At 71.3% G+C, this 24,676-nt stretch carries 15 protein-coding genes; 6 read left to right on the top strand and 9 right to left on the bottom strand.

Going from position 1 to position 24,676, the window contains the following annotated elements; all coding sequences use genetic code 11:
* Positions 1 to 140: 140 nt before the first annotated feature.
* On the bottom strand, positions 141 to 4,859 hold the full coding sequence (locus ACG83_RS22540; RefSeq protein WP_054568224.1) for a diguanylate cyclase domain-containing protein: 4,719 nt from the start codon (positions 4,857 to 4,859) through the stop codon (positions 141 to 143).
* A 1,044-nt stretch (positions 4,860 to 5,903) separates the two neighbouring features.
* Between ACG83_RS22540 and ACG83_RS22535 the strand changes: the two genes are divergently transcribed.
* Together ACG83_RS22535 and ACG83_RS22530 are read left to right on the top strand one after the other, a co-directional pair.
* The gene (locus ACG83_RS22535) at positions 5,904 to 6,596 is read left to right on the top strand and encodes a TetR/AcrR family transcriptional regulator (protein ID WP_054568223.1); all 693 of its coding nucleotides are present in this window, start codon (positions 5,904 to 5,906) and stop codon (positions 6,594 to 6,596) included.
* A gap of 203 nt (positions 6,597 to 6,799) precedes the next feature.
* Positions 6,800 to 8,467: an acyl-CoA dehydrogenase family protein gene (locus ACG83_RS22530; protein WP_054568222.1), complete on the top strand. Its 1,668-nt coding sequence runs from the start codon at positions 6,800 to 6,802 to the stop codon at positions 8,465 to 8,467.
* Positions 8,468 to 9,261: 794 nt separating this feature from the next.
* Here the strand turns inward: ACG83_RS22530 and ACG83_RS22525 are convergent.
* Positions 9,262 to 9,840 carry a hypothetical protein gene (locus ACG83_RS22525; protein WP_054568221.1) on the bottom strand — a complete coding sequence of 193 codons (579 nt, stop codon included), beginning with the start codon at positions 9,838 to 9,840 and terminating at the stop codon, positions 9,262 to 9,264.
* A 581-nt stretch (positions 9,841 to 10,421) separates the two neighbouring features.
* Between ACG83_RS22525 and ACG83_RS22520 the strand changes: the two genes are divergently transcribed.
* Complete coding sequence (locus tag ACG83_RS22520) at positions 10,422 to 11,348, top strand: hypothetical protein (protein WP_054568220.1); 927 nt, start codon at positions 10,422 to 10,424, stop codon at positions 11,346 to 11,348.
* Between the two features lie 120 nt (positions 11,349 to 11,468).
* On the opposite strand, the gene ACG83_RS22515 is transcribed toward ACG83_RS22520, so the two are convergent.
* Both ACG83_RS22515 and ACG83_RS22510 read right to left on the bottom strand, forming a co-directional pair.
* Complete coding sequence (locus tag ACG83_RS22515; RefSeq protein WP_006540025.1) at positions 11,469 to 12,017, bottom strand: NADPH-dependent FMN reductase; 549 nt, start codon at positions 12,015 to 12,017, stop codon at positions 11,469 to 11,471.
* A 36-nt stretch (positions 12,018 to 12,053) separates the two neighbouring features.
* On the bottom strand, positions 12,054 to 12,617 hold the full coding sequence (locus ACG83_RS22510) for a flavin reductase family protein (RefSeq protein ID WP_054568219.1): 564 nt from the start codon (positions 12,615 to 12,617) through the stop codon (positions 12,054 to 12,056).
* Between the two features lie 466 nt (positions 12,618 to 13,083).
* On the opposite strand from ACG83_RS22510, the gene ACG83_RS22505 reads away from it, so the two are divergent.
* Genes ACG83_RS22505 through ACG83_RS22495 form a run of 3 tightly spaced genes read left to right on the top strand, consistent with a single transcriptional unit; the run spans position 13,084 to position 16,179 of the window.
* Positions 13,084 to 15,312, top strand: coding sequence for an HAD family hydrolase (locus ACG83_RS22505; protein ID WP_054568218.1), 2,229 nt, complete (start codon positions 13,084 to 13,086; stop codon positions 15,310 to 15,312).
* Positions 15,312 to 15,548 carry an acyl carrier protein gene (locus ACG83_RS22500; protein ID WP_054568217.1) on the top strand — a complete coding sequence of 79 codons (237 nt, stop codon included), beginning with the start codon at positions 15,312 to 15,314 and terminating at the stop codon, positions 15,546 to 15,548. Before ACG83_RS22505 ends, ACG83_RS22500 begins: the two co-directional genes overlap by 1 nt.
* 43 nt (positions 15,549 to 15,591) lie before the next feature.
* On the top strand, positions 15,592 to 16,179 hold the full coding sequence (locus ACG83_RS22495; RefSeq protein ID WP_054568567.1) for a serine O-acetyltransferase: 588 nt from the start codon (positions 15,592 to 15,594) through the stop codon (positions 16,177 to 16,179).
* 955 nt (positions 16,180 to 17,134) lie between these two features.
* Here the strand turns inward: ACG83_RS22495 and ACG83_RS22490 are convergent.
* The 5 genes from ACG83_RS22490 to ACG83_RS22470 all read right to left on the bottom strand — a co-directional run bounded on the left by ACG83_RS22490 (position 17,135) and on the right by ACG83_RS22470 (position 24,445).
* On the bottom strand, positions 17,135 to 18,130 hold the full coding sequence (locus ACG83_RS22490) for a hypothetical protein (protein ID WP_054568216.1): 996 nt from the start codon (positions 18,128 to 18,130) through the stop codon (positions 17,135 to 17,137).
* A 351-nt stretch (positions 18,131 to 18,481) separates the two neighbouring features.
* Positions 18,482 to 19,660: a cystathionine gamma-synthase gene (locus tag ACG83_RS22485; protein ID WP_054568215.1), complete on the bottom strand. Its 1,179-nt coding sequence runs from the start codon at positions 19,658 to 19,660 to the stop codon at positions 18,482 to 18,484.
* Between the two features lie 110 nt (positions 19,661 to 19,770).
* Positions 19,771 to 21,162, bottom strand: coding sequence for a cystathionine beta-synthase (locus tag ACG83_RS22480; protein WP_054568214.1), 1,392 nt, complete (start codon positions 21,160 to 21,162; stop codon positions 19,771 to 19,773).
* A 187-nt stretch (positions 21,163 to 21,349) separates the two neighbouring features.
* The gene (locus ACG83_RS22475; protein WP_054568213.1) at positions 21,350 to 23,884 is read right to left on the bottom strand and encodes a substrate-binding domain-containing protein; all 2,535 of its coding nucleotides are present in this window, start codon (positions 23,882 to 23,884) and stop codon (positions 21,350 to 21,352) included.
* 147 nt (positions 23,885 to 24,031) lie between these two features.
* Positions 24,032 to 24,445 (bottom strand): YccF domain-containing protein, encoded by a 414-nt coding sequence (locus ACG83_RS22470; RefSeq protein WP_054568212.1) that lies wholly within the window; start codon positions 24,443 to 24,445, stop codon positions 24,032 to 24,034.
* Positions 24,446 to 24,676: the final 231 nt, after the last annotated feature.

The raw sequence follows: 24,676 nt of genomic DNA, 5'->3' as shown, positions 1-24,676 counted from the left end.
GGGTTCCGCACGCGCCACCTCGGTCGCCCTCAACCAGGACCTCATCGCCGCCTGTCAGCCGAACGGCGACACCATACGGCACGACCCTGATGCTGGATGGCGCAACCACGAGGTCTCGTGTCGCGATGTGCCAGCATTGGTCACCATACGTGCTCGACACCTGCTCCGGGAAGCGGGCTGCCTGCCCTGCCGACACCGTCCCGGCTGACTGTGTCGTTTGTGTGGTCCGTTCGCGTCATCGGATGCCCGGGATCCGGCGAGCGCGCGGGATCCGCCGGGTCCGCGAGGGCGATCCGGCCGGCGCGGTTGCGGCGCGCGGGAGGTGCTGGCGGTGCGGCCGGGGGGCCGCCGCCGGCCCGCTTCGCCTCGTACATGGCGGCGTCGGCCAGCCCGACGACGGCCTGCGGGTCGGCCACCCCGCGGGAGAGCGCGACGCCGACGGTGGCGCCCACCGACACCAGCTGCCCGTCCGCGAGGATGGGCCGGCGTAGCGCCGAGGTGATCCGATCCGCGGCGTGCCAGGCCACCGTCTCCACGTCCAGCCCACCGGTGGGCGCGGTGGACCCGGTCAGGACGGCGACGAACTCGTCACCGCCCACGCGGAACACCGCTCCCCGCTCGGGCCGGTACCAGGCCCGCCCCGCGATGCCGCACAGCCAGGACGACGGCCGGCGCAACCGGCGTCGTCCTTCGTCGTTCCGCTCACCGCCCCCGAGGCCCAGGGCGGCTCCGCCGGACCCGTCGCCCGCGCCGACCACCGACTGCGTGCCATCCGGCGACTGCGCGCCATCCAGTGACACCGTGCCTGCCAGTGGCAGCGCGCCATCCAGCGACAGCGACTGCGTGGTGTCCGCGGCGCAGCCACACGCGGCATCTCCAGCGGCGTCGTCGTCGCGGCTGTCGCCCTCGTGATCGATGCCGGTGTCGGTGTCGCCCTCGGAGGTGAGGATCCGCCGGATTCGCGCCGCGGCCACGCGCAGCACGTGGTCACCGACCGCGTGTCCGAAGGTGTCATTGATGGGTTTGAACCTGTCGAGATCGACGAGCAGGATCGCGAAGGCCGCCTGGTCGCGCGAGATCGTCTCCAGGTGCTCCGCGAGCGCCGCCCGGTTGGGCAGGCCGGTGAGCGGGTCGTGGCGGGCTCGTCGACGCAGCTGTTCGGTGAGACCCCGCCACTGCCCGATCTCCCGGCAGGTCAGGACGGGAACATGCGGCTGCCCCGCCGAGGCCGGCATCTCCCAGGCCGCGGCCTCGATGTCGAACCAGCGGTAGGCGCCGTCCTGCGTCTTGAGCCGGACATCCTGTAGCGATGGTCCGTCCAGCGGTGCGTTCAGGAGCATGCGTACGGCGGGCCGGTCGTCGGGGTGCACGTAGCACAGCAGGTCATGGCCGACCATCGTCGCTCCGTCCCGGCCCAGCAGGTTGCCGACCGCCGCGCTGGCGAAGGCGAGCCGCCCGCCGCGGTCGAGCAGGATGACGATGTCGCTCGCCTCGTGCAGGAGGACGCCGAGCTCGTCGAGGTCCTGGCGGATGGCGCGCTCCTGCCGCCGGTTGGAGACCGCGAGCCCGATGATCGTCACACCGATGATGCCGAAGAGCAGCCCGTTGCCGACTGGACGATGCTCCCGCACACTCTGCTCGACCACGTCGGCGGTCTGGTCGAGCAGCACGTAACCGCCGCCTTTGATCGCGGCCACGACGGCGATCGTGTCGGGTCCGCTGCGCGAGTGCACCTGCCTGGGCTTGCCGTTGCGGATGCCGACAAGCTCGGCCGGGTCGACCAGGACGCGGCCCACCAGAGTCCCGTCCCAGGCCAGGACCGCCTGGCCGTTCTGGTCGAGGATCGAGATGCCGCCCTGGCCGAGGTCACTGGACAGTCCGTCGGTCGTGCGAAGGATCCGGGCCGCCGGCAGGATGTTCGTCGGGCACATCATGAGCTGAGCGGCCGTCACGCCGTCCCGCAGGATCGGGGTGACGGCGCAGATTCGGGCACCGCCCGCGACCGGCAGCAGCGGAGTCAGCGCCCCGCCCTGACTGGAGCGGGCCCACAGCGGGTTGTCCGGAGGAATCGGCACCTCCGCCCCGGGTGGCTCGACCGCCATCGGCCTGCCGGTCCGATCGACCACGGCGAGAAGTGCGCTGGGGCCGGCGATCGGCGTCGCGGCCATGGTTCGCAGGGCTTCGGCGAGGGCGGCGTGGTTGTCGAGGTCCCACGGAAACTCCGAGACGGCACCGGTAAGCCGAGCGGGGTCGCTGACAGCGTGCGCGTACTCGGCGAAGTGCTCGACGAGCGCCGCGCCGGCCGCCAGTCGCTGCCGTTGGGCCCGGTCGCCCGCGGAGGCTTCCACGGACAGCCCGGTGGCCGCCGTGCCCAGCAGGACCACGAGGACCGTCGCGGCAGGGAAGACGGCGGTCAGCCGCCGCTGACGCCTGCCGCCCGGCCGGTACGGCGCGGCCCCGCGGCGGCCGCGGCCGCCGCGGCCCGCCCGTCCACGCCACCGTCGCGAGATCGCCCTTTCGCCGCCTGTCGGCGCTGGGACCGCTCGCGACGCTGCGGAGCTTCCCGGGGCCGACTGCGCTGTCCGTGCCGGGCTCGCTGGCTCCTGCTCCGTCCGATGCCGGCCCGTGATCGGGCCCCCGTCGACGCTCTCGCCGGCGCCTGCGCCGACGCCCGCGTCGACCGTGGCATCGCCGTTCACGCTCGTGTGGCCGTTCACGCTCGTGTGGCCGTTCACGCTCGTGTGGCCGTTCACGCTCGTGTGGCCGTTCACGCTCGTGTGGCCGTTCACGCTCGTGTGGCTGTTCGCGCCCATGCGGCTGTTTACGATCGCGTGGCTGTTTGCGCTCGTGTGGCTGTTCACGCCCGTGCCGCGGTCCGTGGTGTGGGCTACGGCCTCGACCTCGGCCCCTGCCTCGGCGACGCTGAGCGCGTGGCAGCCGCGACCCGCGGCCTTGGCTCGGTACATCGCCTCGTCCGCGGTCCGGACCAGGTGTTCCGGTGGACACGCGGCGCGGGTGACGCCGACTCCGATGCTGGCATCGACAGTGACCTCGGCCGTGTCCAGCGCGATCGGTTCACGCAGCACCGCGCCGATGCGCTCGGCGAGCTCGGCGGCGCTCTCCTCGCCGACGCCGGGGAGGACGACACCGAACTCGTCGCCACCGAAGCGGCAGGGCGTGGGTGTGCCGGCGGCCATCGGCGGCACGGCATCGGCCGCGGGGGCCGCCGCCTTCGCACCCGCGACAGGTACGGCGGCGAGCACGGCGGTGAGCCGCTCGGCCACGACGGTCAGTACCCGGTCGCCGGCGGCATGCCCGTAGTTGTCATTGATCGGCTTGAAATGGTCCAGGTCGATGAACAACACGGAGACGGGCCCGGCCGGTTCCCGGTCGGCGAGTGCGGTGGCGAGGCGATCATCGAAGGTCGCCCGGTTCGCCAGGCCCGTGAGCGGGTCGTGCTCGGCCTGGAACCCGAGCTCGTCGAGCAGAACCCGCCGCCGCTCGATCGAGTGGCAGGTGAGGACCACCTGTCCTGGACGAACCGTGTCGGCGAGCCGCCGCGCCGACACATCGAACCAGTGCTCGCCGCCGGTGCTGGACAACAGCCGGACGTTCATCACCGTCGAGGGATGCGCCTCGGACAGCACCGCGGCGACCCGGGACATGTCGGCGCGGTGAACCAGCGCCGAAAGCTGCCGCCCGCGAAGCTCGGCGGGGTCGTGCCCCAGCCGGGACAGCACCGCCGGGCTCACGAACTCCAGGAGGCCGTCCGCCGAGACGGTCATCACGATGTCGCGGCTGGCGGCGAGCAGGGAGCGTAGATCGTCACGCCGGCGCAGGGCGCGCGTCTGCTCGTGCAGACCGACGGCGGCAATCGAGAGGACGGCGACGACCGTCACCACCAGCAGGGTGACCATGCGGTGGGAGTGCTGGGTCCGCAGCTGCGCGTATAACTGGCCGGTCGGCTGGGCGAGGTAGGTGAAGTACCCGGTGGTCGGCTGGGCCGCGGCGATGTGGGTGTAGCCGTTCTCACCGCCGGTGGTCCAGATCGTGGGCTCGCCGGCCGAGCGTCGAGTGTCGCCGAGCCGCACCGGGTCGAGCACCCGGGTTCCGATCAGCGCTCTGTCCGTGGAGACCAGCGCGACGCCGTTCGGATCGACTGTCGATACGGAGCCCTTGCCGGGCAGGCGCAGCAGCGCGCCCAGCGCGGTGCCGAGCTGGGCGCCGGATTCCTCGGAGGAGACGCTGACGAGGACGGCCCAGGGGCTGGCCCCGCCCACCGGGACGACAGTGGCCCGCACGACCAGCCCGTTCAGCCTGAACACCGGTGACACCGCGTTGCCGCCGCGCCAGGCGGTCGCCCATGCGGGCCCGAGGTCCGTGACGTCGAGGGTCTCGTGCGCCGGCCTGATCGTGAGGGGAGCCTCGGACCGGTCGATCAACGCGACCAGCAGGGTGGTGTCGCCGCTGGTGGTGAACTGGAACCTGGCTGCCAACTGGTTGTTGAGACCGGAGTTGCCGCGCTCGAATGCCGTGCTGTCGACCAGGGCGCGCAGGCCGGCCGGGTCGTCGGTGCCGGCTTCCCAGCTCGCCAGGTTCCTGATCAGATTCGCGCGGCCCGTGAGGCGGGTGCTCTCGGCGCCGTCGAGCCAGCGCCCGCCGACGACCAGTGCGACCGCGCTCAGCACGAGGATCGCGAAGACGCCGCTCAGGAGGGGTGAACAGGCAAGCCGGACCGGGTTATGGAACCACAACCGCCGCCTGACCGGTGGCCAGGCGTGTTCGTCGGTCGCCATCGGGCGCCGCCGGCGGGCCATCGTCATCAGTCGGTTTCCGTTCCACCATCTCGCCGTCGGCATGACGGCCTCGTGCCGGAACCGACCTGGACCGTGGTATTGCCGCGGTCTGTGCAATCCCGGCAGGAAGAGCATACGAGTGTGCGTCTCGAGACTTTCGCCGGCCGGTAGGTCGCCGCGTTCTTTCGTCACCGGTGCCCGGCCGGACGAATTGCCGGTGGCCAGGAATCCGCCAGGTCATGTGTGTAGCACGGAGCCATTTCGGCCGATGATCGTTGCGCGGTCAAACTGGTGCGTGGCCGCTGATCACTGCGGGACCACGGCTGCCAATCCGTCGGTGGTGCGAGTGATGGCCCGGATGGCGGGCCGTAGGCCACTCTCGCGGCAGGGGGATGCCGTGGCTTCCGGGTGCCCCGCAGTGGTCTCTCCATGCCGCAAGGTAGCCGGGCGCCGGCCGCTTCGCAGCACGTAGCGATCATGCGGAAGCGTAGCGGTGGCAAGGTCGGACAGTCGTTGCCGCCGGGTCTCGGACGGTCGCACGCTCCGTAGTCTCGATCATGTCCTCGATCGGGATGGTGGGAGGGCGTCGCTTCCGGTGATCCGACTTGTGGTCGAGCGAACGTGCTGGTCCTCGTCTTGTCTGTGTGGAGGGCGGCAGGTTGTCGTGCGGTTTGGCTGGCATGACACAGCGCTACTGGTGCGCAGTGGGCGCAGTAGAAAGGGCTGTCGGGGTGACGAGCCCGTGGGATTACGCGCGGATCGGCGGATGGTCGGTGTGGTAGAAAGGGCGTGACTCAAAGCCGCTGGTTCCAGCCGGTGTCAAATCGATTGCCGGGCCCCGGCCGGGATGGTGGGGGTGCGGTGATGGTCATGGCTGTCTGGCGTCGGGCTGTTCCGGGTGCGTCTCGCTACCGGCTCAGTCCTGAATCCTCCGTGTCCGGAACGATTTCTCGTTAAAGGGTTTCGCTGGGCGTCCGTACCTGTCGGTTCGGGTCCGCGTGCGCCGCGCCCGGTTACGGTATGCAGTAGCCTGATCGTGCTGGCCGCTCCGGGCTGAATTCTGCCCGCGTCGTGGTTCAGGGGCGTGGGCGATGGTTCACTCTCTCCGTGCCCTACCGTCGCCCTGCCGTTGTGGATGACCGGCTCGCCGCGGCCCGTGAGCGGTTGGTCGCGGCGGCCACGGATCTCGTCGCCGAAGCCGGTTGGGCCGGCGCCTCCGTCACGGCGGTCGCGGCAGCGGCAGGCATGTCGGTCGGTTCCGTCTACCAGCATTTTCCGTCCAAGTCGGAGCTGGTGTGCGAGGTCTTCCGGCGAGCCGCGGCGCAGGAGGTGGCGCTCATCCGTGCGGTGGCCGGCGAGCCCAGCCCGGCGCGGGGCGTCGGCCTCGCCGCCGCCGCGGGAGATCCGGTGGATCGCCTCGTGCTGGCGGTCGCCCTGTTCACCCGGCGGGTGCTGGCGCGTCGAGGGCTGGTCCACGCGCTGCTCGTCGCGCCGTCGGATTCCGCGCTGGAGGCGCAGCGGCGCGACTTCCGCAGGCGCTACCGGGATGTCTTCGCGGCTCTGATCCGCGCGGGGGTCGAGGCGGGGATGCTGCCCACCCAGGATCCGGTGGTCGCCGCGGCGGCCCTGACCGGCGCGATCGGTGAGGTGCTCGCCGGCCCGGTCCCGATGGCCCATGACCTGCCTCGCGATGGCAGGGAGGCCGAACCGGTGGTGCGGGAGGTCGTCGAGATGGCGCTGAGGTGCGTGGGTGCGCGCCCGATGGTCCGTGGCTGGAGCGTTGCCGAGGGAATCGGCTGACGTCGCCCGGCTGACGTCGCCTGGATGATGGCTCCCGGTGATGCTCCTGCGGGTGCACCCACTGGCGCTCGCGCCGGCCGAGGCCGGCAGCGGGTGCGCGGTCGGCAGCGGATGCGCGGTCGGCAGGCGAAGATGTCCCGGTAGCGATCGCGGGCCGGGGCTCGTCCGTCAACGGTGCCCGGGCAGACCGGGAGGTCCGACAGATGACGACGTTTGGTGGCGGTCCGACCCACCGGGTGACGAACCAGCCGCCTCCGCTGGTCGGCCACGACGTCGCCGACGACATCCCGCTGCTGGCGGCGCTGGTCCGTGAGGGTGCCGGCGATCAGGTGGAGGAGCTGCACCGGCTCGGCCGGCTCGCGGGCGGCGCCGAGGCACAGTCCTGGGGTGACGAGGCGAACCGCCATCCACCGGTGCTGCGGACCCACGACCGGTACGGCAACCGGATCGACGAGGTCGACTTCCATCCGGCCTGGCATGAGCTGCTCACCGTGGCGGTGCGGGCCGGGCTGGCCGGGTCCGCGTGGGCCGCCGACCGGCCCGGCGCGCATGTGGCACGGGCGGCCGGGATTCTCGTGTGGGGCCAGGTCGAGCATGGCCACCTCTGCCCGGTCTCGATGACCTACGCCGCGGTGCCGGTCGTGCGGACGGCCCCGGACCTCGCCGCGGTCTATCTGCCCGGTCTGACGAGCTCTGTCTACGATCCCGGCCTGCGTCCGCCGGCGAGCAAGCGCGGCCTGCTGGCCGGCATGGGGATGACCGAGAAGCAGGGCGGTTCGGACGTCCGGGCCAACGAGACCAGGGCGACCCCGGTCGGGGGCGGGGCGTACCTGCTGCGAGGGCACAAGTGGTTCACCAGCGCGCCCATGAACGACGTCTTCCTGGTGCTGGCCCAGGCCCCTGGCGGGCTGTCGTGCCTGCTGGTGCCCCGGGTGCTTCCGGACGGGAGCCGTAACCCGTTCCTCATCCAGCGGCTCAAGGACAAGCTCGGCAACCGCAGCAACGCCAGCGCCGAGCCGGAGTTCGACGGGACGCTGGCCCACCTTGTCGGGGAGGAGGGCCGGGGTGTGCGGGCGATCATCGACATGGTCGCGCTCACCAGGCTCGACTCCGCGATCGGGACGGCTTCGGGCATGCGGGCGGCCCTGGTGGCCGCGGCACATCACGTGCGCCACCGCTCGGCGTTCGGGTCGCTGCTCGTCGACAAGCCGCTGATGCGCAACGTGCTGGCCGACCTGGCACTGGAATCCGAGGCAGCGGTCACGCTCGTGATGCGGGTGGCCGGCGCGGTGGACCGGGCCGAGCAGGGCGACGAGGGCGAGCGGGCGTTCCGTCGTCTCGCGACCGGGCTCGCCAAGTACTGGCTGTGCAAGCGTCAGCCGGCCATGGTCGCCGAGGCGCTCGAATGCCTCGGCGGCAACGGCTACGTGGAGGATTCGGGGCTGCCGCGGCTCTACCGCGAAGCGCCGCTGAACGGTATCTGGGAGGGCTCGGGCAACGTCAACGCCCTGGATGTGCTGCGCGCCCTCGGCCGCGAGCCGGCCAGCCTCGCCGCCTATGCGGCCGAGATCGACGCGGCGGCCGGCGGGAACCGCCACCTCGACGACGCCTGGCGCCGGCTGCGCCACGACCTGGACGCTCTCCTCGCCGCCGACGAGCCGGTCGAGCTGGAGCTGGTCGCTCGCCGGCTGGTCGAGCGGATGGCCCTGCTCCTGCAGGGCGCGCTGCTGGTGCGGCACGCCCCGCCGGCGGTGGCGGACGCGTTCTGCGTGGCCCGGGTGGGGGGTGACGCCGGCCTGGCCTTCGGCACCCTTCCGCCAGGTCTCGATCTCGACGGCATCCTGCGGCGGATCCCGCACGGTGCTGTCTGAGCGCAGTCCTCGCGGCCTGCGGTGATCGGTTGCGCGCGGCGCGACGGCGATCAGACGAGTACGGAGAGTTGCACGGACGGGTGTGACGCCAGCCCGATGTGACCTTGGTAGGTACGTCCGGTCCTATCCTGACTCTGGACAGTTTGCTGCGGTTCGAGTTTCGCACTGCTGGAAGCGCACTGTGGTTATGGCGTAGCGGAAGGTGGCGGTCGGCCTCTTAGGCTGAGCCCGTTGCCTGCCTCCGGGGGTGTGATGATCGTCTTCTTTCTTGCCGTGGCGGGCCTGGTGGTCTTCGCGGGCCTTTTTGGGCTCGTGCGCGGCGTCGCTGAATGGGCCTGGATACGTAACCGCCGGACCGCCGGGATCGTCACCGGTGCCGGTCTCGCCGCGGTGCTCGCGCTGAGCGCCATCGCGGTGCGCTTCGGTGGATCGGGCGAGTCCGTGGCGGCAGCCCGCCGGAGCACCCCGGACGACCCGGGCGCGGGCAGCGGCGCCGCCGACGCGTCGACGTCCCCGCGGCCGGCGCCGCAGGCCACCGCCAGGTCACAACCAGCGTCGGCCGGCCCGGACCCCGAGGACGATCCCGACCTCAAGCAGAGGGCCTCCGACGGCCCTGGCGGATCTGGGAGCGGCACCTCCTCCGGTGGGGTCGCCGCACCGCGCGGCGGCGCAACCGGCGGCAGCCCGCGGCCGGCGTCCACACCCGGAGGGTCGACCTGGCCTCGCTCGTCCACACCGACGAGCGTGACCGGCATCCCGGGGCTGGAGTACCCGTCCCCGACCGCGACCCGCACCTACCCGCCGACCACCGGTGCCGGGACGACCGCCGGTGGGGGGACAGCGTCACCGTCGCCCTCGACATCCTCGTCCCGCTCTCCGCGGCCGACGACGGGAACGAGCCGGACGCCGGGCGGTGCGGCATCCAGAACGACCTCGACGCCGACGCCCTCCACGAAGCCGCGGGCGACGGCCTCCGCGAGCCCGCGTGCCACGCCGTCCGCGAGTGTCCGACCTCGCGCCACGGCATCGCCGACGTCGAAGCCGGCGACCAGAACCACCTCCGGGCCGGCCTCGACGTCGACAACCCGGCCGACGACGACCCGGCCGTCGGCCCCTGCCTCGGCGGTCTCGTCCGACCCGACCTCGGCGACAGCGAGCCCTTCACCGGCACGAATGCCGACGTTCCCCTGGTGGCCCACCACCACGGCAGCGGTCGCGGCGGGGACGATCGGTTCCGCGGAGTCGGCGGGAGGCGATCGACTCGGCGCGCTTGCCACGCAGGTCCGGCGGTCGGTCGACCGGCTCGCCCGCGCAAAGCCGATCACCGGGAAGCCCTCGTCGCGGTCAGCGCGCTCGCCACTCGCCGCCCGCACCTCGGCTCAGGCAAACCAGAGCAGCACCGCGAAGCCGGCTCAGAAGCCTGTGGTGTCCAGGCCTGCCGCGTCCGAGTCCGGGGCGTCGAAGCCGGTGGCGTCCAAGCCTGGGGCATCGAAGCCTGGGGCATCGAAGCCCGCGGCGGCCAAGCCGGTGACTCAGAAGCCTGCGGTGTCCAGGCCTGCCGCGTCGAAGCCGGTGACTCAGAAGCCGTCGAAGCCTGCAGGGGCAAAGCCCGTGACTCAGAAGCCTGTTGTCTCGAAGCCGACGGCGTCCAAGCCTGGGGCATCGAAGCCATCGGCTCAGAAACCTGCTGCGTCGAGGTCGGCTGGTCAGAAGCCGGCTGGGTCGAAGCCTGCTGGGTCGAAACCGGCTCAGAAGCCTGCCGCGTCGAAGCCCGCGGCTCGGAAGTGAGGCGGTGAGTGAGGTCGGTGCCGAGCCATCGTCGGGCAGGCCTCGAGACGCCGACACACCTGAAATTGAGACCGTCCTGCTACCCTGAGTGAGGTACGTTCCCGCGGACATCGGATCGGTGGCTGGGGGGACGCATGCGGGAAAGCGTGACGTCGCAGGGCAAGCCGTGATCGCCCTGATCAGCGGCGTGCTCGCGGCCCTTGCCATGATCGCGCTGGTGGTCGGGATCGTCGGCCTGCTCCGCGGCCGGATCGGCTTCCTGGGCATCGACGATCGCCCGATGGCGGGCCTGCTGACGGCGGCCAGCTTCACGGTCGCCGTGGCGACCTTCGGCGTGCTCGCCACGGGCGGAGATCAGCCGGACGCGACGGTGACCGCCCGGCCGCTCGGAACGGACCCCAGCCTCTCCGACGGACACCCGACGGACGGGCGCACCGGCGACCTGGGGAGCGGACTGCCGCGCGCGGCGGTCCGGCAGTTCCCCGCGCCGTTCGGCTCCGGCGGCCCGGGCTCCTACGCACAGCCGGTCGTCCCGCCGTGGCCGACGATGCCAGGGTCGACAGCGCAGGGGCAGGTGCTGCCCGGGCAGGTGCTGCCTGGTCAGGTGCTGCCTGGTCAGGTGCTGCCTGGCCAGGCGTCCCCAGGGCCGGCGTTTCCAGGGGATGGGCTCCCGGCCGGTGTCCGACCCGGCCAGGACCTGGCGGGCCCGGGTGCTCTGGTGCCGCCGGGCCTTGTCCCGGGTGGAGCGGCCCCTGGCCTTCACGGGATCACGCCGTGGCCGTCGTCGTCGCCGTCGCCCGCGGCACCGGACCGCACGGACGCCGCGGGATCGGGATCTCTGTCGACCGGTGACTCGGCTGGCACGACGGGATCGTCCACCGGCGGTGCGGACCTGAGCCCGGACCGAGGCGAAGCGGCTCAGGGCGGCCAGGCTCGCGACACGGGTGGCTCGCCACGCGGCAACCCACGGGTGCCACCGGCGGAGGGCCGCAACGGTGGCTGCTACGGCACGGACGACGGTGGCCTGGGCGTTGGGCTGCCGGACGTGTCGGTCTGGGACATCCTCGCCGGCCTCGCCGAGGCCTGCCCGTGAACGGTGACCTGGGACGTCCGGTGGTGGCCCGGGACGTCCTCTGAGGGCGCCGGTGGCGACGCCGGCGTCCTGTATCCGGCAGCGACCGACGGGTAGGCGACGGGTACAGGACGCGGGGTCTCAGCCGAGGTCCTGCGACACCGTGGCTCGGGACTCGACGAGAGCGGTGATGGCGGCCAGGTTGGCCGTCGCCCACGTGTCCAGCTGGGCGGGCAGCTCGGGAAGCGTGGAATCAAGCACGAAGACGCCACGGGTCGGGCACGATGCGCCGATCTCCACCAGCAGCGGACGCAGGTGCACCTCCACCGCCAGCGCGTGCTCGGGAGCCCCGGCGACGAGCACGGGCACGGTTGGTACCCCGCCGAGCTCGCCCTGCCCGATCTGGTCGAGCAGCAGCTTGAGGAGCCCCGTGTAGGTGGCCTTGAAGGTCGGGGTCGCCACGACCAGGGCGTCCGCCGTCCGCATCGAGGCGACGGCTTCCTTCACCGCCGGGTCACCCCAGCCCAGCAGCCCCGGACCCAGTGCGCTGACCTCGATCACCTCGGTCACGACGTCGCCCTCGGCCGGGATCGCGGCGGCCACCCGGGCGGCGACGGCCTCGGCCACCGTGCGGGTGCGCGAGTTCGGCTTGGGGTTGCCGACGACACTGAGAACTCGACGCTGCGGCATGACAGGGCCCTCCTGTGAGTTTTCGTGACTGTCGCTTCAGGAGCGTGCCAGGAACTGGCCGTAGGCGCCGCGGAAGTAGAGCAATGGCTCGCCGGTTGCGGCGGCGCCGAGCCGTTCGACCAGACCGAGAGTGATCACGTGGTCGCCGGCGTCGTATTCGCGGTGCAACGTGCACTCCATCCAGGCAAGTGCGCCGTCGAGCACGGGGGCCCCGTTCTCAGCCGGCGTCCAGCTGATTCCGCTCCACTTGTCGGTGCCACTCCTGGAGAACTGTGCGGACACCGCCTCCTGGCTGTTGTCGAGAACGTTCACGCAGAAGTGCCCGGCGGCCCGGATTCTCGGGTAGCTGGTGGACGTCCGCGCGGGCAGGAACATGACCAGTGGGGGAGTGAGCGATGCGCTGCTGAACGACTGACAGGTCATGCCGACGGGTTCGGAGCCGTCCATCGCCGTGACAATCACGATTCCGGAGCAGAAATGCCCGAGAACAGCACGGAAGTCCGCGCTCTCGGTCGCGGTGAAAACGCTCCGCGGGGTGGCCGCCGCGCCCTCCTCCGAGGGCTGGCGTTGCGCGATCACGTCACACGTTGCCTGGGTCATCGGTGCCTCCGCGGGGTCGGGCCGGCCGGACGCCGATCAGGGGAGACCGGAGGCGAACCGGCGAGTGGTGCCGCACCGCGCCCGAGCGCCGCCGCAGGAGATCGGACGGGTCGCTCGTCGCGCGATGTTCGTACGCTCACGCGCGGAAGTGTCCTGGTTGTTACGTCGTCGTGGTGGGCCCGTTGCGCTGGCTGGCAGCGTGAGTGTCTGCTGACCGGGCAGTGGGACTCGGTGAAATCCGGTGCATTCCGCTGGCGGGGCGGGAGCTGTCGACGCGGGGCGTGGAGCGACGCCAGGTGCGCTGTCACCTGATCGGGCGCGGCGGCGTGGTCGTCGAGTGGCTTCTCGGGCATCAGCCCGGAGATCGTCCGCACTCGGCAGGCTACTCTTACGTAAGGGTAGAGTTAGTCCTGTATCTCCCCGGCGGAGGCGGCCCGCGAGTGGCGCCCAGGGAGGAATTCGATCGATGGTTGATCCCCGGCGGACAGGTCCGCGGAGCCTCGAGGAGCTGGCCGGTGCCGCGGCGATGACCGAGGTGCCGGCGGCCGGCCTGTGCCGAGATCTTGCCCTCGCCCATGAACGGGCGGGCGATGCCGCCGCCGCGGTGCGCTGGGCGCTCGCGATGACCGATGCCGGGGGCGATCTCACCTGCTGGTCGGCGGCCGCCGGTGTGCTGCGCCGGGCCCTTCCCGCAGCGGGTCTCACGTTGCGGCCGGCCAGAGTCGCGGTGCTCGGCAGCTACACCACGGCACAGTTCGCGGCGTTGCTGCCCCTGGCCGCGGCGCGCGCGGGGGTCGCGGTCGAGGTGTACGAGTGCGGCTACGGCCAGTACCGGCAGGAGGTTCTGGACCCCGCCAGCGGCCTGCACCGTTTCGGGCCGGACGTCGTGATCCTCGCGGTGCACGCGGGCGACACGGCCCTGCCGTCGTTCGCGCGCGACCCCGAGCAGGCCGTCGCCGTCGAGGCGGCGCGGTGGACGTCGTTGTGGCAGATCATCACCCACCGCCTCGGGGCAGCGGTCATCCAGCACACCTTCGTGGTGCCCGAGACCGAACCGTTCGGCCACCTTGCCAGGCAGGCATCGGGCGCCCGATCGTCGTTGCTCGCGGCCGTCAACGTGGCGCTCGGCCAGGCCGCCGCGGGCGTCGGAGGCGGCGCGAGCGGGAGCCGCGGGAGCAACGGGGACGCCGGAGGCAGCGGGGACATCGGAGGCAGCGGGGACATCGGGGGCAGTGGGGGCATCGGGGCCGGCTCGGGCCAGGTCTCCTTCGTGGACTGCGAGCGCCTGGCGGCGACGGTGGGCAAGCGCAGCTGGTTCGACCCGCGGTACTGGCATCGATCCAGGCAGGCGGTCTCCCTCGCGCACGTACCCGCGCTGGCCCGACACACCGCCGCGGTGCTGGGTGCCCAGCTCGGCACCAGCCGCAAGTGCCTCGTGCTCGACCTGGACAACACCCTGTGGGGCGGAGTGCTCGGCGAGGACGGTCTCGCGGGCATCGCGTTGGGCGACGGCCCGGCCGGCGAGGCCTTCAGCGAGTTTCAGGAGTACATCGCCCTGCTGCGTGAACGCGGCGTGGTCCTTGCCGTGTGCTCGAAGAACAATGACGCGGATGCCCGGGCGGCTTTCGACCGACATCCCGCCATGCGGCTGCGCCTCGACGACATCGCGATGTTCAGCGCGTCCTGGGATGACAAGCCCACGCAGATCCGGCGTATCGCCCAGACACTGGGCATCGGGCTGGACTCCCTGGTTTTCGTCGACGACAACCCGGCCGAGCGTGAGGTGGTGCGCCAGCTCGTTCCCGAGGTCGACGTGATCGCACTGCCGAAGGACCCGCACGAGTATGTGCGGGCGCTCGCCGACTACCCGTTCTTCGAGCCGGGTGCGCTGACCGCGGAGGACTCAGCCCGCACCGAGCAGTACCGGGCCAGGGCCCGCGCCGTCGAGCTCGAAGCCTCCGCGTCGTCGCTGGAGGAGTTCCACCGCGGGCTCGAGATGGTCGCGACCGTGGTTCCGCTCGATGAGCTGACCCTGCCCCGGGTCGTCCAGCTCATCGGGAAGACCAACCAGTTCAACCTGACGACCCGGCGGCGCGGGGCGGCCGAGGTCGCCGAGCTCGCGGCCGATCCGGCAACCGTGATCATCTGCGTGCGGCTGGCCGACCGTTTCGCTGATCACGGCCTGGTCGCGGTGGTGATCGCCAGTCGGGTGGCCGCCGTCGTGGCCGACGCCGACGCCGAGGCCGTGGCCGACGCCGAGGCCGAGGCAGCCGCGGGCCTCGTCGCCGGTACCGCGGTGCTGGATGTCGACACCTGGCTGATGAGCTGCCGGGTCATCGGCCGCACGCTGGAGTGCGAGCTCGCCGAGCTGATCGTCGCGGAGGCTCGGCGCCTCGGCTGCACGGCTGTGCGCGGTCACTACCTTCCGACCGCCAAGAACTCGCTGGTGGCGGATCTGTACGCCCGGTTGGGCTTCCAGCGCGTGGGGGCCGCCCACGGCGGCGCCGACGGTTCCACTCGTTGGCTGCTGCCGGTGGTGCTCGCCCCTGAACGGCCAGGCCTCATCCGGGTCGTCGACACCCGCCGGCACCAGCCGGGCCCGAATGAATCCAGGCCGCCCGAGCCCCGTTCGGGGGAGGTCGGCCATCCAGACGCGGGGACATCCGCACGGACGATGCAGGAGGTGGCCGGCTGATGGTGCAGGAGCGCCTCGAGCGGGTCTTCCAGGAGATCTTCAGCGACCATGCCCTGGTCGTCTCCGACACCACGACGGCGGATGACGTACCCGGCTGGGACTCGCTGGCGCACATCAACCTGATCTACGCGCTGGAGACCGAGTTCGACGTGCGGATTCCCGACGAGCGACTCGCCTCCTTCGCGAACGTCGGCGAGCTGCGCGCGTGTATCGAGGAGCTCAGCGGTGCTCGGTGAGTCGGTCGGCACCGAGTCGGTCGGCACCGAGTCGGTCGGTGCTGTGGCCACCGGGACGTCCAATGACTCCCGGCCCGCCGTCTCGCTCCGCGAACAGCTCCGCGAGGACAGGGCTGTCCACTACGGCTCGTGGCTGCATCCGGGCTTTCAGGTGCTCGCGGTGCACCGGTTCGGGCGATGGAGCCTGGAACGGGGGGGATTGGTCGGCCGGGTTGGCCTGATCGCCTTCAAGGCGGTGAACAACATCGTCATCCGCAACGTGTACGGCACCGAGATCTCCGTCGACGCCCGCATCGGACGTCGTGTGTTGATCGGGCACCACCAGGCCGTGATGATCCCGCGGTACTGCGTGGTCGGCGATGACACCATCATTCGTCACGGCGTGACCATCGGGTATGCGCGGACGAATGCCCCGCCCGCGGATGTTCCGAGGATCGGTGCGCGGGTGGACATCGCTCCGGGCGTGCACCTGATCGGTCCGATCGCGATCGGTGACGACACCCGGATCGGGCCCGGCTCCATCGTGACGACGGATGTCCCCGCCGGCTCCACCGTCTTCGCCGCACCCGCCAGGATCATGCGCCCGCCTGCCTCGCCTGCCTCGCCTGCCTCGCCTGCCCCGGGCCGGTGACGAATGTCGGACCATCCGGGCCGGATCACCCGGCCCGGATGATCCGGCCCGCCCCACGGCGGATCCCGGTGTGATCCGCAGGCCGGCTCCGGCCTGTTCCCGGCGCCGGCGCCGGGTGCTGAGGCGGCACTCGGTGGCCAGCGTAGATTCCGGCGTTTCTCCGGCCACATCTCGAAGGTTCTACCGGATTTGTGTCCGAGGTGTGCCAGGATCGCTCCAGTCGTGATGCAGGATATTGGCTGTCCAGTCCGGAGGGTTCTGGTGTGGGTGGCGTGCAAAAGATGACCACCTGAGCGTATGGTGTGCATTCGCGGTTGTACGGTGAGCCTTCCGCGTGCATTCGTCAGCCCACGGACAAGCCCCGATGGAGCGGCCTTGCGGAGGTCGCCGCCAGGGTAGGTGTGTCAATGAGCCCTTTCCGTCGTCGGATCCGAGCCGCAACAACACCACCCGATAAACGTGAGATGGAAAAGGCTCAATAAGGGAGGTGTTGGGGAAGGCCTGCCGGAAAACAAGCTGAGTGGTCCGGGCTGCAGTTGCCTGCGAATGATCAGGTCAATCGGTTAGGTTGATCGGCCATCCGCTACCGTGCCGCCGTGTCTTTGAGTTCGCTATCTCAGCATTCCGTGGGTCCACCGTCCGTTCCGGCCGCACTGCCGACGCCTCCGCCCATTCGCGCGGACACGCACTCGCTGCTCGACGGGGCCGCCGCCCCGAGGGGCTGGTTGGTTGACGCCCTTACCGGCTCACCGGTGCTGGCCCTGTTCGTCCTGCTGCTCGTTCTCGCGGTGATCGCGCTGACTGTCGCCTGGTGCGCCCGGGTGGCCGAGGCGAGGCCCTGGCGGCAGGCCCGCGCCGGCATGGACCGCGACGCAGCCATGGGCCGTGACGTCGACCGCGACACCGGCCTCAATGCCGGCCTCAAAGCCGACCGCAACGCCAACCCATGGCGGGACTACACGGCGACCGGCGCCCATTCCCGGGCCTGGGCCACGAGGCCGGCCCAGTCGGCTCCGCGACGCCGGGCCCGAGTCGCCAGCGACATGATCCCGTTGGTCAGCCAGGCGGTGGGCCGCACGGCCGAGGTGGCCAGTGCTCGGGTTGCCAGCGTCTGAGCCTCGTCCAGCGCGTCGGCGTGCATGGCGGCGGAGGCCTGGTAGAGGCGCACCGCGGCCAGTGCTCCGGGTGCGCGTGAGCGGTCGAACAGGGCGGCGGCGTTGGAAAGGCGGCGGCGCCCTTCCGACAGCGCTCCCGCCCCCACGAGCGCCGCGCCACCGAAGGTCGGCAGGTAGCCCGGATGCAGGCCGTCGAGTGCGTAGCCCTGGGCCGCGGGCGCCGCTCCGCGAGCGAGGCTCTCGGCTTCTCGTATCACTTCCATCACCCGGTCCGCGGGCTCGCCGCGACCGGCGCGGATGTTGGCCTCGGTCGTCATGGCCAGGATCGCGGTGTGGGAGTGGGGAGCGGTGGCCCGCGCGGCCATCGCGAGCGACAGCCCGTCGTCGGCACTGTCGAAGGTGTAGGCGGCCAGTTCGGCCAGGACGACTCCGGCGTGGGCGGCGGTCGGCGCGTCACCCACGTGGCGGGCCAGCACGAGGGCTGTGCGGGCCGACACCACCGCGCGCCCGGAGAGCCCGTTGTCTCCCTGCGCGACTGCCGACATGACGAGAACCCTGCTGTGAGTACGGCGCCAGTCCCTGCGGATCGCCGCGGGCTGGCGCCGTCCTGACATCGCTTCGGTGTGCCGGGAGATCACATCGAGCCGGTCGACCAGATCCGCGGGCGCCATCGTCTCCCAGCGGCGGGCCATGGTGGCGAGCCCGGTCTCTATCCGGCCGAGAGTGTCCTGGCTTCGGTCGTCCGGGGCGATCATGAGACGTGATCCGCCCAGCGCGAGCGCGGCTGTGGCCGCGCAAGTGGCAACGACCAGCCGTCTGTCCGCCGCTTCGTCCATCCCCAACTCCTGGGCGTCGTTGTCCGGTCACGGCGGCAGAAGCCCGGATGATCCGGACGTAATCTCATGATTGGACCTTTTCCGTCGTCTACGCGGACCTGCGGCATCCCTGACCGTGCACCGTGAGGTGGAAAAGGTTCATCAGTCTCCGGAAAGAGATGATCGCGACGCTGCTCTGACGGTAGCGATTTCGCGCCGCTCTGTCGTCGTCCTGGTCGGATCTCGGGACTTTCGTCATATGGCGTCTGCCTTGTCGAAACCTTGCCATCTTGACGTGTGAGTGTGGATGCGTTTTCTCGTGGTTGTGTCGGGTGTGGTCGGCGGATGCGCCGGTTTCGCCTGACTTGCCGGTCACCCCGCGTGGAGCGCCTGCTCCAGATCGGTCAGCAGGTCGTCGACCGCCTCGATGCCCACCGAGAGCCGGACGAGATCGTCGGGCACAGCCAGCGGTGATCCGGCGACGGAGGCGTGGGTCATGCTCGCCGGATGCTCGATGAGCGACTCGACTCCGCCCAGCGACTCGGCGAGGGTGAACAGCCGGGTCGCCGCGCACACCGCCAGCGCTCCCGCCGCACCCGCCGCGAGCTGGAACGAGACCATGCCGCCGAAGTCGCGCATCTGCTTCGCGGCGACGTCGTGGCCGGGATGCCCGGGCAGGCCCGGGTAGTGGACCGCGTGTACCGCTGGATGGGCGGACAGCAGCGCGGCGACCTCGCGGGCGTTCGCGCAGTGCCGGTCCATCCGTACCGGCAGGGTCTTGACGCCGCGCAGGACGAGCCAGGCGTCGAACGGGCCGGGCACCGCGCCGGCCGCGTTCTGGATGAAACGGACCCGCCGCGCGAGCTCGGCCGAGGCGGTCACCACCGCGCCACCCACGACATCGCTGTGCCCGCCCAGGTACTTGGTCGTCGAGTGGACGACCACATCCGCTCCCAGCGTCAGCGGCTGGCACAGGTACGGCGAGGCGAAGGTGTTGTCGACGACAAGCAGCGCATCCGCCCCGTGGGCGATGCTGGCGAGCGCCGCGATGTCCGCGATGGCCAGCAGCGGGTTCGTCGGCGTCTCACACCACACCAGTGCCGTGGAGCCCGGTCGGATCGCGGCGCTCGCGGCGGCCGGATCACTGAGATCGGCGGCGGTGTGCTCCACGCCCCACTCGGCCAGCACCCGGGCGAACAGGCGATAGGTGCCGCCGTAGGCGTCGGCCGGGATGACGACGTGGCTGCCCGGCCGGCAGACCGTGCGCAGCAGGGCGTCCGAGGCCGCCAGCCCGGAGGCGAAGGCAAGGGCCTCGGCGCCACGTTCGAGCGCGGCGAGGCTGGTCTCCAGCGCTGCGCGGGTCGGGTTTCCTGAGCGGGCGTACTCGAAGCCGGCGCGAAGCCCGCCGACGCCGTCCTGGGCGAAGGTCGAGGCGGTGTGGATGGGGACCACCACCGCTCCGGTCGCCGGGTCCGGCTCCTGGCCGGCGTGCACCGCCAGGGTCTCGAACTCCGCGTTCAATCCGTTCGATCCCGCGTTCCGATCAGCCATGGCGCTCACCTTCGCACGGGGTGGCCGCGGGGCCGGGGACATCACCGGTTCGACCGAGTCGCGCGAAGTCCGCGATCGAGGGCCGGCGGATGAGGCCGAGGGCCGGCGGACTACCGGACGGCGAGAAAGCCCAGCAGGTCGGCCCGGGTGAGGATCCCGCTGGGGTTGCCTTCGTCGAGGACGAGTGCCGCCGGGTCCTCGCCGAGGGCCGACACGAGCACCGAGAGCGGCTCGCCGGCGCCGACGGTCGGCAGTGGTGCGGACATGTGGTCGACGACGAGGGCGTCGACGGCCGCGCGGTCGGCGAAGACGGCCTCAAGCAGGTCGCGCTCGACCACGGCCCCGGCCACCTCCGCGGCCCGGACCGGGGGTTCGTGGCGCACCACCGGCATCTGCGAGACCCCGAACTCGCGCAGGTAGGAGATGGCGGCGCCGACCGTCTCGCCGGGATGAACATGGACGAGGTTGGGCGGGGCGGAGGTCTGCGCGTTCTTGTGCGCGAGCACGGCGGCGACGGTCGGCTCGTTCGAGGGCGGGTCGAGGAAGCCGTTGTCGTACATCCACTCGTCGTTGAAGATCTTGGAGAGATACCCGCGGCCGGAGTCGGGCAGCAGTACCACCACACAGCCGTCCGCGGTCGCGGCGGCGTCGAGTTCGCGGGCGACCCGGATCGCCGCGACGACCGCCAGCCCGCAGGAACCACCGACGAGGATTCCAGCCCGGCGGGCGAGCTCCCTGGTCATCAGGAAGGAGTCGCGGTCGCTCACCGCCTCCACCCGGTCGACCACGGACTTGTCGTACGTCGCGGGCCAGATGTCCTCACCGACCCCTTCGACGAGGTACGGCCGGCCGCTGCCGCCGGAGTAGACCGAGCCCTCCGGATCGGCGCCGATCACCTGGACGGTGCCGCCGCTGACCCGCTTGAGGTAGCGGCCGATCCCGCTGATCGTGCCACCGGTGCCGATGCCGGCCACGAAATGGGTGACCCGGCCGTCGGTGGCACGCCAGATCTCCGGACCGGTGGTGGCCTCATGCGCCGCCGGGTTCTGCGGGTTGGAGTACTGGTCGGGGCTCCAGGCCCCGGGCGTCTCCCGCTCGAGCCGGCGCGCGACCGAGTAGTAGGAGCGGGGATCCTCGGGCGCGACGGCCGTCGGGCAGACGATCACCTCGGCGCCATAGGCCCGTAGAACGGCCTGCTTCTCCTCGCTGATCTTGTCAGGCATCGTGAAGACGCACCGGTAGCCGCGCCGCGCCGCGAGCATCGCGAGGCCGACGCCGGTGTTGCCGCTGGTCGGCTCGACGATCGTCCCGCCGGGGCCGAGCCGGCCCTCCCGCTCGGCGGCGGCGACCATGGACAGGGCGATGCGGTCCTTCACGGAGCCGCCCGGGTTGAGGTACTCCAGCTTGCCGAGCACGGGGGTCGTGGTCTCGGCGATCGTCGGGGTCAGCCGCACCAGCGGCGTGCCACCGACCAGATCGGTGATGTCGTCGTACACGTCCATGGCCAGCCCCTCACCGAGGATCCGCGCCGACCGTTCGGGCGATCGTTCGGATAACCGATCGTCACCGAAGGTGACCCGGACGACGCTACCGGTGGCCTCCCCGATGCGCCGTCCGGACGCCGTCCGACACGGGAACTCGCCGGAGACACCGGTAGGCCGGTGCCGGGCATGGCCGGGTGCGTACGGCTTAGGTGCGTACGGCTTCCACGCCGGCCGTCATACCGTTGACGATCGCCAGGTTGTCCCGGATCGTCGCGTCGTCCCGGGCGACGAAGTGCGCCCGGTCGGTCACCTGTCGCTGGTTCTCCATGTAGTACCGCATGAACGCGGCCACACCGGGCTTGCGCAGCGACTCCTTGGACGCATAGATGTAGAGCGGCTTGCACAGCGGCAGGTACATTCCCGTGCCGGCGGTGAGCGCGTTCGGCTCCACACAGCCGAAGCCGCTGTCGATCTGGATCGCGCGCACCTCGTCGGCGGCCGACAGGAAGTTCGCGTAGTCCATGAAGCCGATCGCGCCCTGGACGTACTCGACGTCCTCGGCGACCTCCTCCAGCTCGACCTCCTGGTACTGACGGGTGTTGTCGGACGATCCGGTCATGCTGGCGAGGAACACCTTGGCGTGCACGGTCTGCGGGCCGGGGCCGACCAGCCGCACGGGCACGTTCGGGAACGCGGGGTCGACCTGGTTCCAGCTGGTCACGGTGGAATCCCGCTTCCAGATCTCGCCGACCTGCGCGACGGTGAGGCATTTGACCCAGGTGTTCGCCTTGGGCACCACGATCGGCAGCAGATGGTGCGCGATCTCGAAGCCGACCACCTTGTCCTTGCAGGCCGGATCGGACAGCGCGAACGACGCCCCGGCGATGTCGGCCTGGCCGGAGCAGAGCTTCGCGAGGCCGTCGTCGGTGTCGGTGGCGCTGACCTGGACCGTGACGCCCTTCTGTACCTCGCGGAACATCGCATAGGCCGTGCCGGTGATCGGTGCGACCTCGGCCGAACCGGTCGAGATCACGGTGTTCGCCCCGGGTTCGGCGGTGGTTGTCGGCGCGGTGGCGTATTCGGCGCTGAGGTCGGCGGCTTCCTCGGCGTTGCGCATCTGGTCCGCCGGGAGCTGCGGGTGCTGGTCGATCGTCGACTTCGGCAGCGAGCCGGTGTCGGCGGCGGTGATGGCCGCGGGCTCCTCGTCGCCGTCGGCGAGGACCAGGCCGAGGGTCACGCTGCCGGCGACGAAGACGATGAGGGCGGCGGCAGCGGCGATCAGCTTCCGCGTCGATCCGAACGGGCCGGCGGGACCCGCGGGCCGTACCGTTCGCGACCCGTCCCCGGCGCCGGCCCGCGCGACGAGCGGGCTGGCCGTCGCGCCGCCGTCGGCGAGTGCCGTGAGCGCGGTGACCGGTGCCGGTGCGGACGCCCCGATCCCGGCCCCGATCGCTGCGCCTGTCCCGGCGTCACCGCCGGCTGCGACAGCGCCGGGCGGGGTGTCCACCGGTGAGCTGATGGTGGGCGGCCGGCTGATCGGCGGGATGCTCGGTGGCGGCGTCGTGACGTAGGCCGCCGGGCCGAGCACGACGGTCTGGGAACTTGCCGGCTCCGTCGGGTTCTCGGCCGCCGCCAACAGCGCGGCACCCAGCGCGAGGTCGGATTCGGCCTGGATCTCGCACCGTGTCGTCGCGCCCACCGACTCGGACAGCAGCCGCCCGACCAGCGGGATGCGTGCGCCAGGGCCACGCAGGATCACCAGCGACAGGTCTTCGGGCGCGGCCGGGACCGAGCGCAGCGCCCGGGCGAGGGCACGCACGGAGTCCTCGATCATCGGGCGGACGAGGTTCTCGTACTCCGCCCGGGTGACCGGCACGCTGATCGCGGTGCCGGTACCGGATTCCGCGGCGCCGACCTCGATGCTGGTGCTCTCCTCGGCGATCAGCTCCTCGCGGGCCGCCGCGCAGGCGGCGAGCAGCCCGTCAGCCGGTGCCGATGGCGTGCTGCCCGGCGCCGGTGGTGTGGCGGCCGGCGGTGTGGACGTGGCCGTCGTCGGCGTGATGGCCGCCTGCGACGTGGCCGCGGCCTGCGCCAGGACGTGGGTGCGCAGCAACTCGTCGAGCATGGTCGTGGTGGTGTCGGCGAGCCCGACCGGCCCACCTGTGACCAGGACACCGGCGGGCATCGCCGCGTACACGGCGGCCTCGAACCAGTTCGTGCCGAGATCGAAGCTTCCGGCGTGGTGACCGGGCATCGCCCGGCCTGACCGGTCGAGCAGCGCGGCGAACGCATCGGTCGTCGAACGGGCGAGGATGGGGATGTCGGCCTCGACCCGGGCCAGTGCGTCGGCGAGGGCCTCCCGGCGCCGCCCCGGCCAGCTCCCCGGGGCGATCACGACGGCAAGCTCGGGCGGTCCGCCGCGCACCGCGGTGACCTGCTCCACCAGCCAGGACAGGTATCGCGCCACGAGCGCGGATGCGCTGTAGCCGACCCCACCCACCAGAATCGGGGTGGGGTCCCCGAGGCGCTCGACGAAACGTTGCGCGAACTGGGCCGGATCAGTTCGGGCAAGTCTGGCCGCTGCCAGGCCACCGCCGCCGACCGAGCCGCCCGGGCCGAGATGGAGAACTGTCGGCACGGTTACCGAGGCCCCGATCGGAACGAGGCTGGGCCAGCCCGCGTCGGCGACCGCGACAGTTGTTTCAGATGCCCCCAGATGGATGCCCAGCTGGTACCCCACGATTTCCCCCCTGGTGTTACCTGGCGCAGCGCGAAGATGGTACCCAAGGGGGATTGTGCGTAGGAAGTGGAGCCTCGCGGGATTTGGGTAAATTCATGGCGCAGGGGAACCGGGTCGGTCGGCGCCTCCATGGCCGGTAGCGCGCTGTTACCGGCCGAAGGACGCGCCGTAATGGTCCTGGTCGCCGTCCTCGATGCGGACGATGTCCTTTCCGAGGGGAAGCAGCGATATCGGGATGAGCTTGAAGTTGGCCAAACCCAACGGGATGCCAATGATCGTCAGGCAGAGTGCGACCCCGGTTGTCAGATGGCCGAGCGCCAGCCACCAGCCGGCAAAGAGGATCCACAGGATGTTGCCGATCAGTGAGGCGTTTCCAGCTGTCGGCTTGTCGACAACCCGACGCCCGAACGGCCACAGTGCGTAGTTGGCCATACGCAGTGAGGCGATGCCGAACGGAATCGTGATGATGAGGATGAAGCAGATCAAGGCTGCGAGCGTGTAGCCGATCGCCAGCCAGACTCCGCACAGCACCAGCCAGATCACGTTGAGTATGATTCGCACCCCTACCGCCGCCTCTCTGCTCCGCCCGCCGCGGGAACCCGTGGGAGTTGACCGGCGCCGCGGGCGTCAGTGTCCGGATGTCGGCGCTGTCGCTGGATTGCGGCGGGGCCGCCGGGAAGTCCGGTGTTGATGGTGAACCAGTTTCGGTGGCTCCGACCGGCCCGGACATCCTTCCCCGGATGGACCTGCCCGGATGGGTCCTCGGCCACCAGTTACGCATTACCACGGTCA

Origin of the sequence: Frankia sp. R43, from assembly GCF_001306465.1 — a bacterium.
GTDB classification, from domain to species: domain Bacteria; phylum Actinomycetota; class Actinomycetes; order Frankiales; family Frankiaceae; genus Parafrankia; species Parafrankia irregularis.
Note: the sequence above shows the minus strand (reverse complement) of the source record. Positions and strands in the feature narration are given on the sequence as shown.

Bases quoted from the DNA above. Each gene is read 5' to 3' on its own strand.
- ACG83_RS22530 (WP_054568222.1), top strand. From the start codon at position 6,800: ATGACGACGTTTGGTGGCGGTCCGACCCACCGGGTGACGAACCAGCCG.
- ACG83_RS22500 (WP_054568217.1), top strand. From the start codon at position 15,312: ATGGTGCAGGAGCGCCTCGAGCGGGTCTTCCAGGAGATCTTCAGCGAC.
- ACG83_RS22540 (WP_054568224.1), bottom strand. From the start codon at position 4,859: ATGCCGACGGCGAGATGGTGGAACGGAAACCGACTGATGACGATGGCC.
- ACG83_RS22515 (WP_006540025.1), bottom strand. From the start codon at position 12,017: ATGCCGCAGCGTCGAGTTCTCAGTGTCGTCGGCAACCCCAAGCCGAAC.
- ACG83_RS22480 (WP_054568214.1), bottom strand. From the start codon at position 21,162: ATGGACGTGTACGACGACATCACCGATCTGGTCGGTGGCACGCCGCTG.
- ACG83_RS22490 (WP_054568216.1), bottom strand. From the start codon at position 18,130: ATGGACGAAGCGGCGGACAGACGGCTGGTCGTTGCCACTTGCGCGGCC.
- ACG83_RS22505 (WP_054568218.1), top strand. From the start codon at position 13,084: ATGGTTGATCCCCGGCGGACAGGTCCGCGGAGCCTCGAGGAGCTGGCC.
- ACG83_RS22485 (WP_054568215.1), bottom strand. From the start codon at position 19,660: ATGGCTGATCGGAACGCGGGATCGAACGGATTGAACGCGGAGTTCGAG.
- ACG83_RS22510 (WP_054568219.1), bottom strand. From the start codon at position 12,617: ATGACCCAGGCAACGTGTGACGTGATCGCGCAACGCCAGCCCTCGGAG.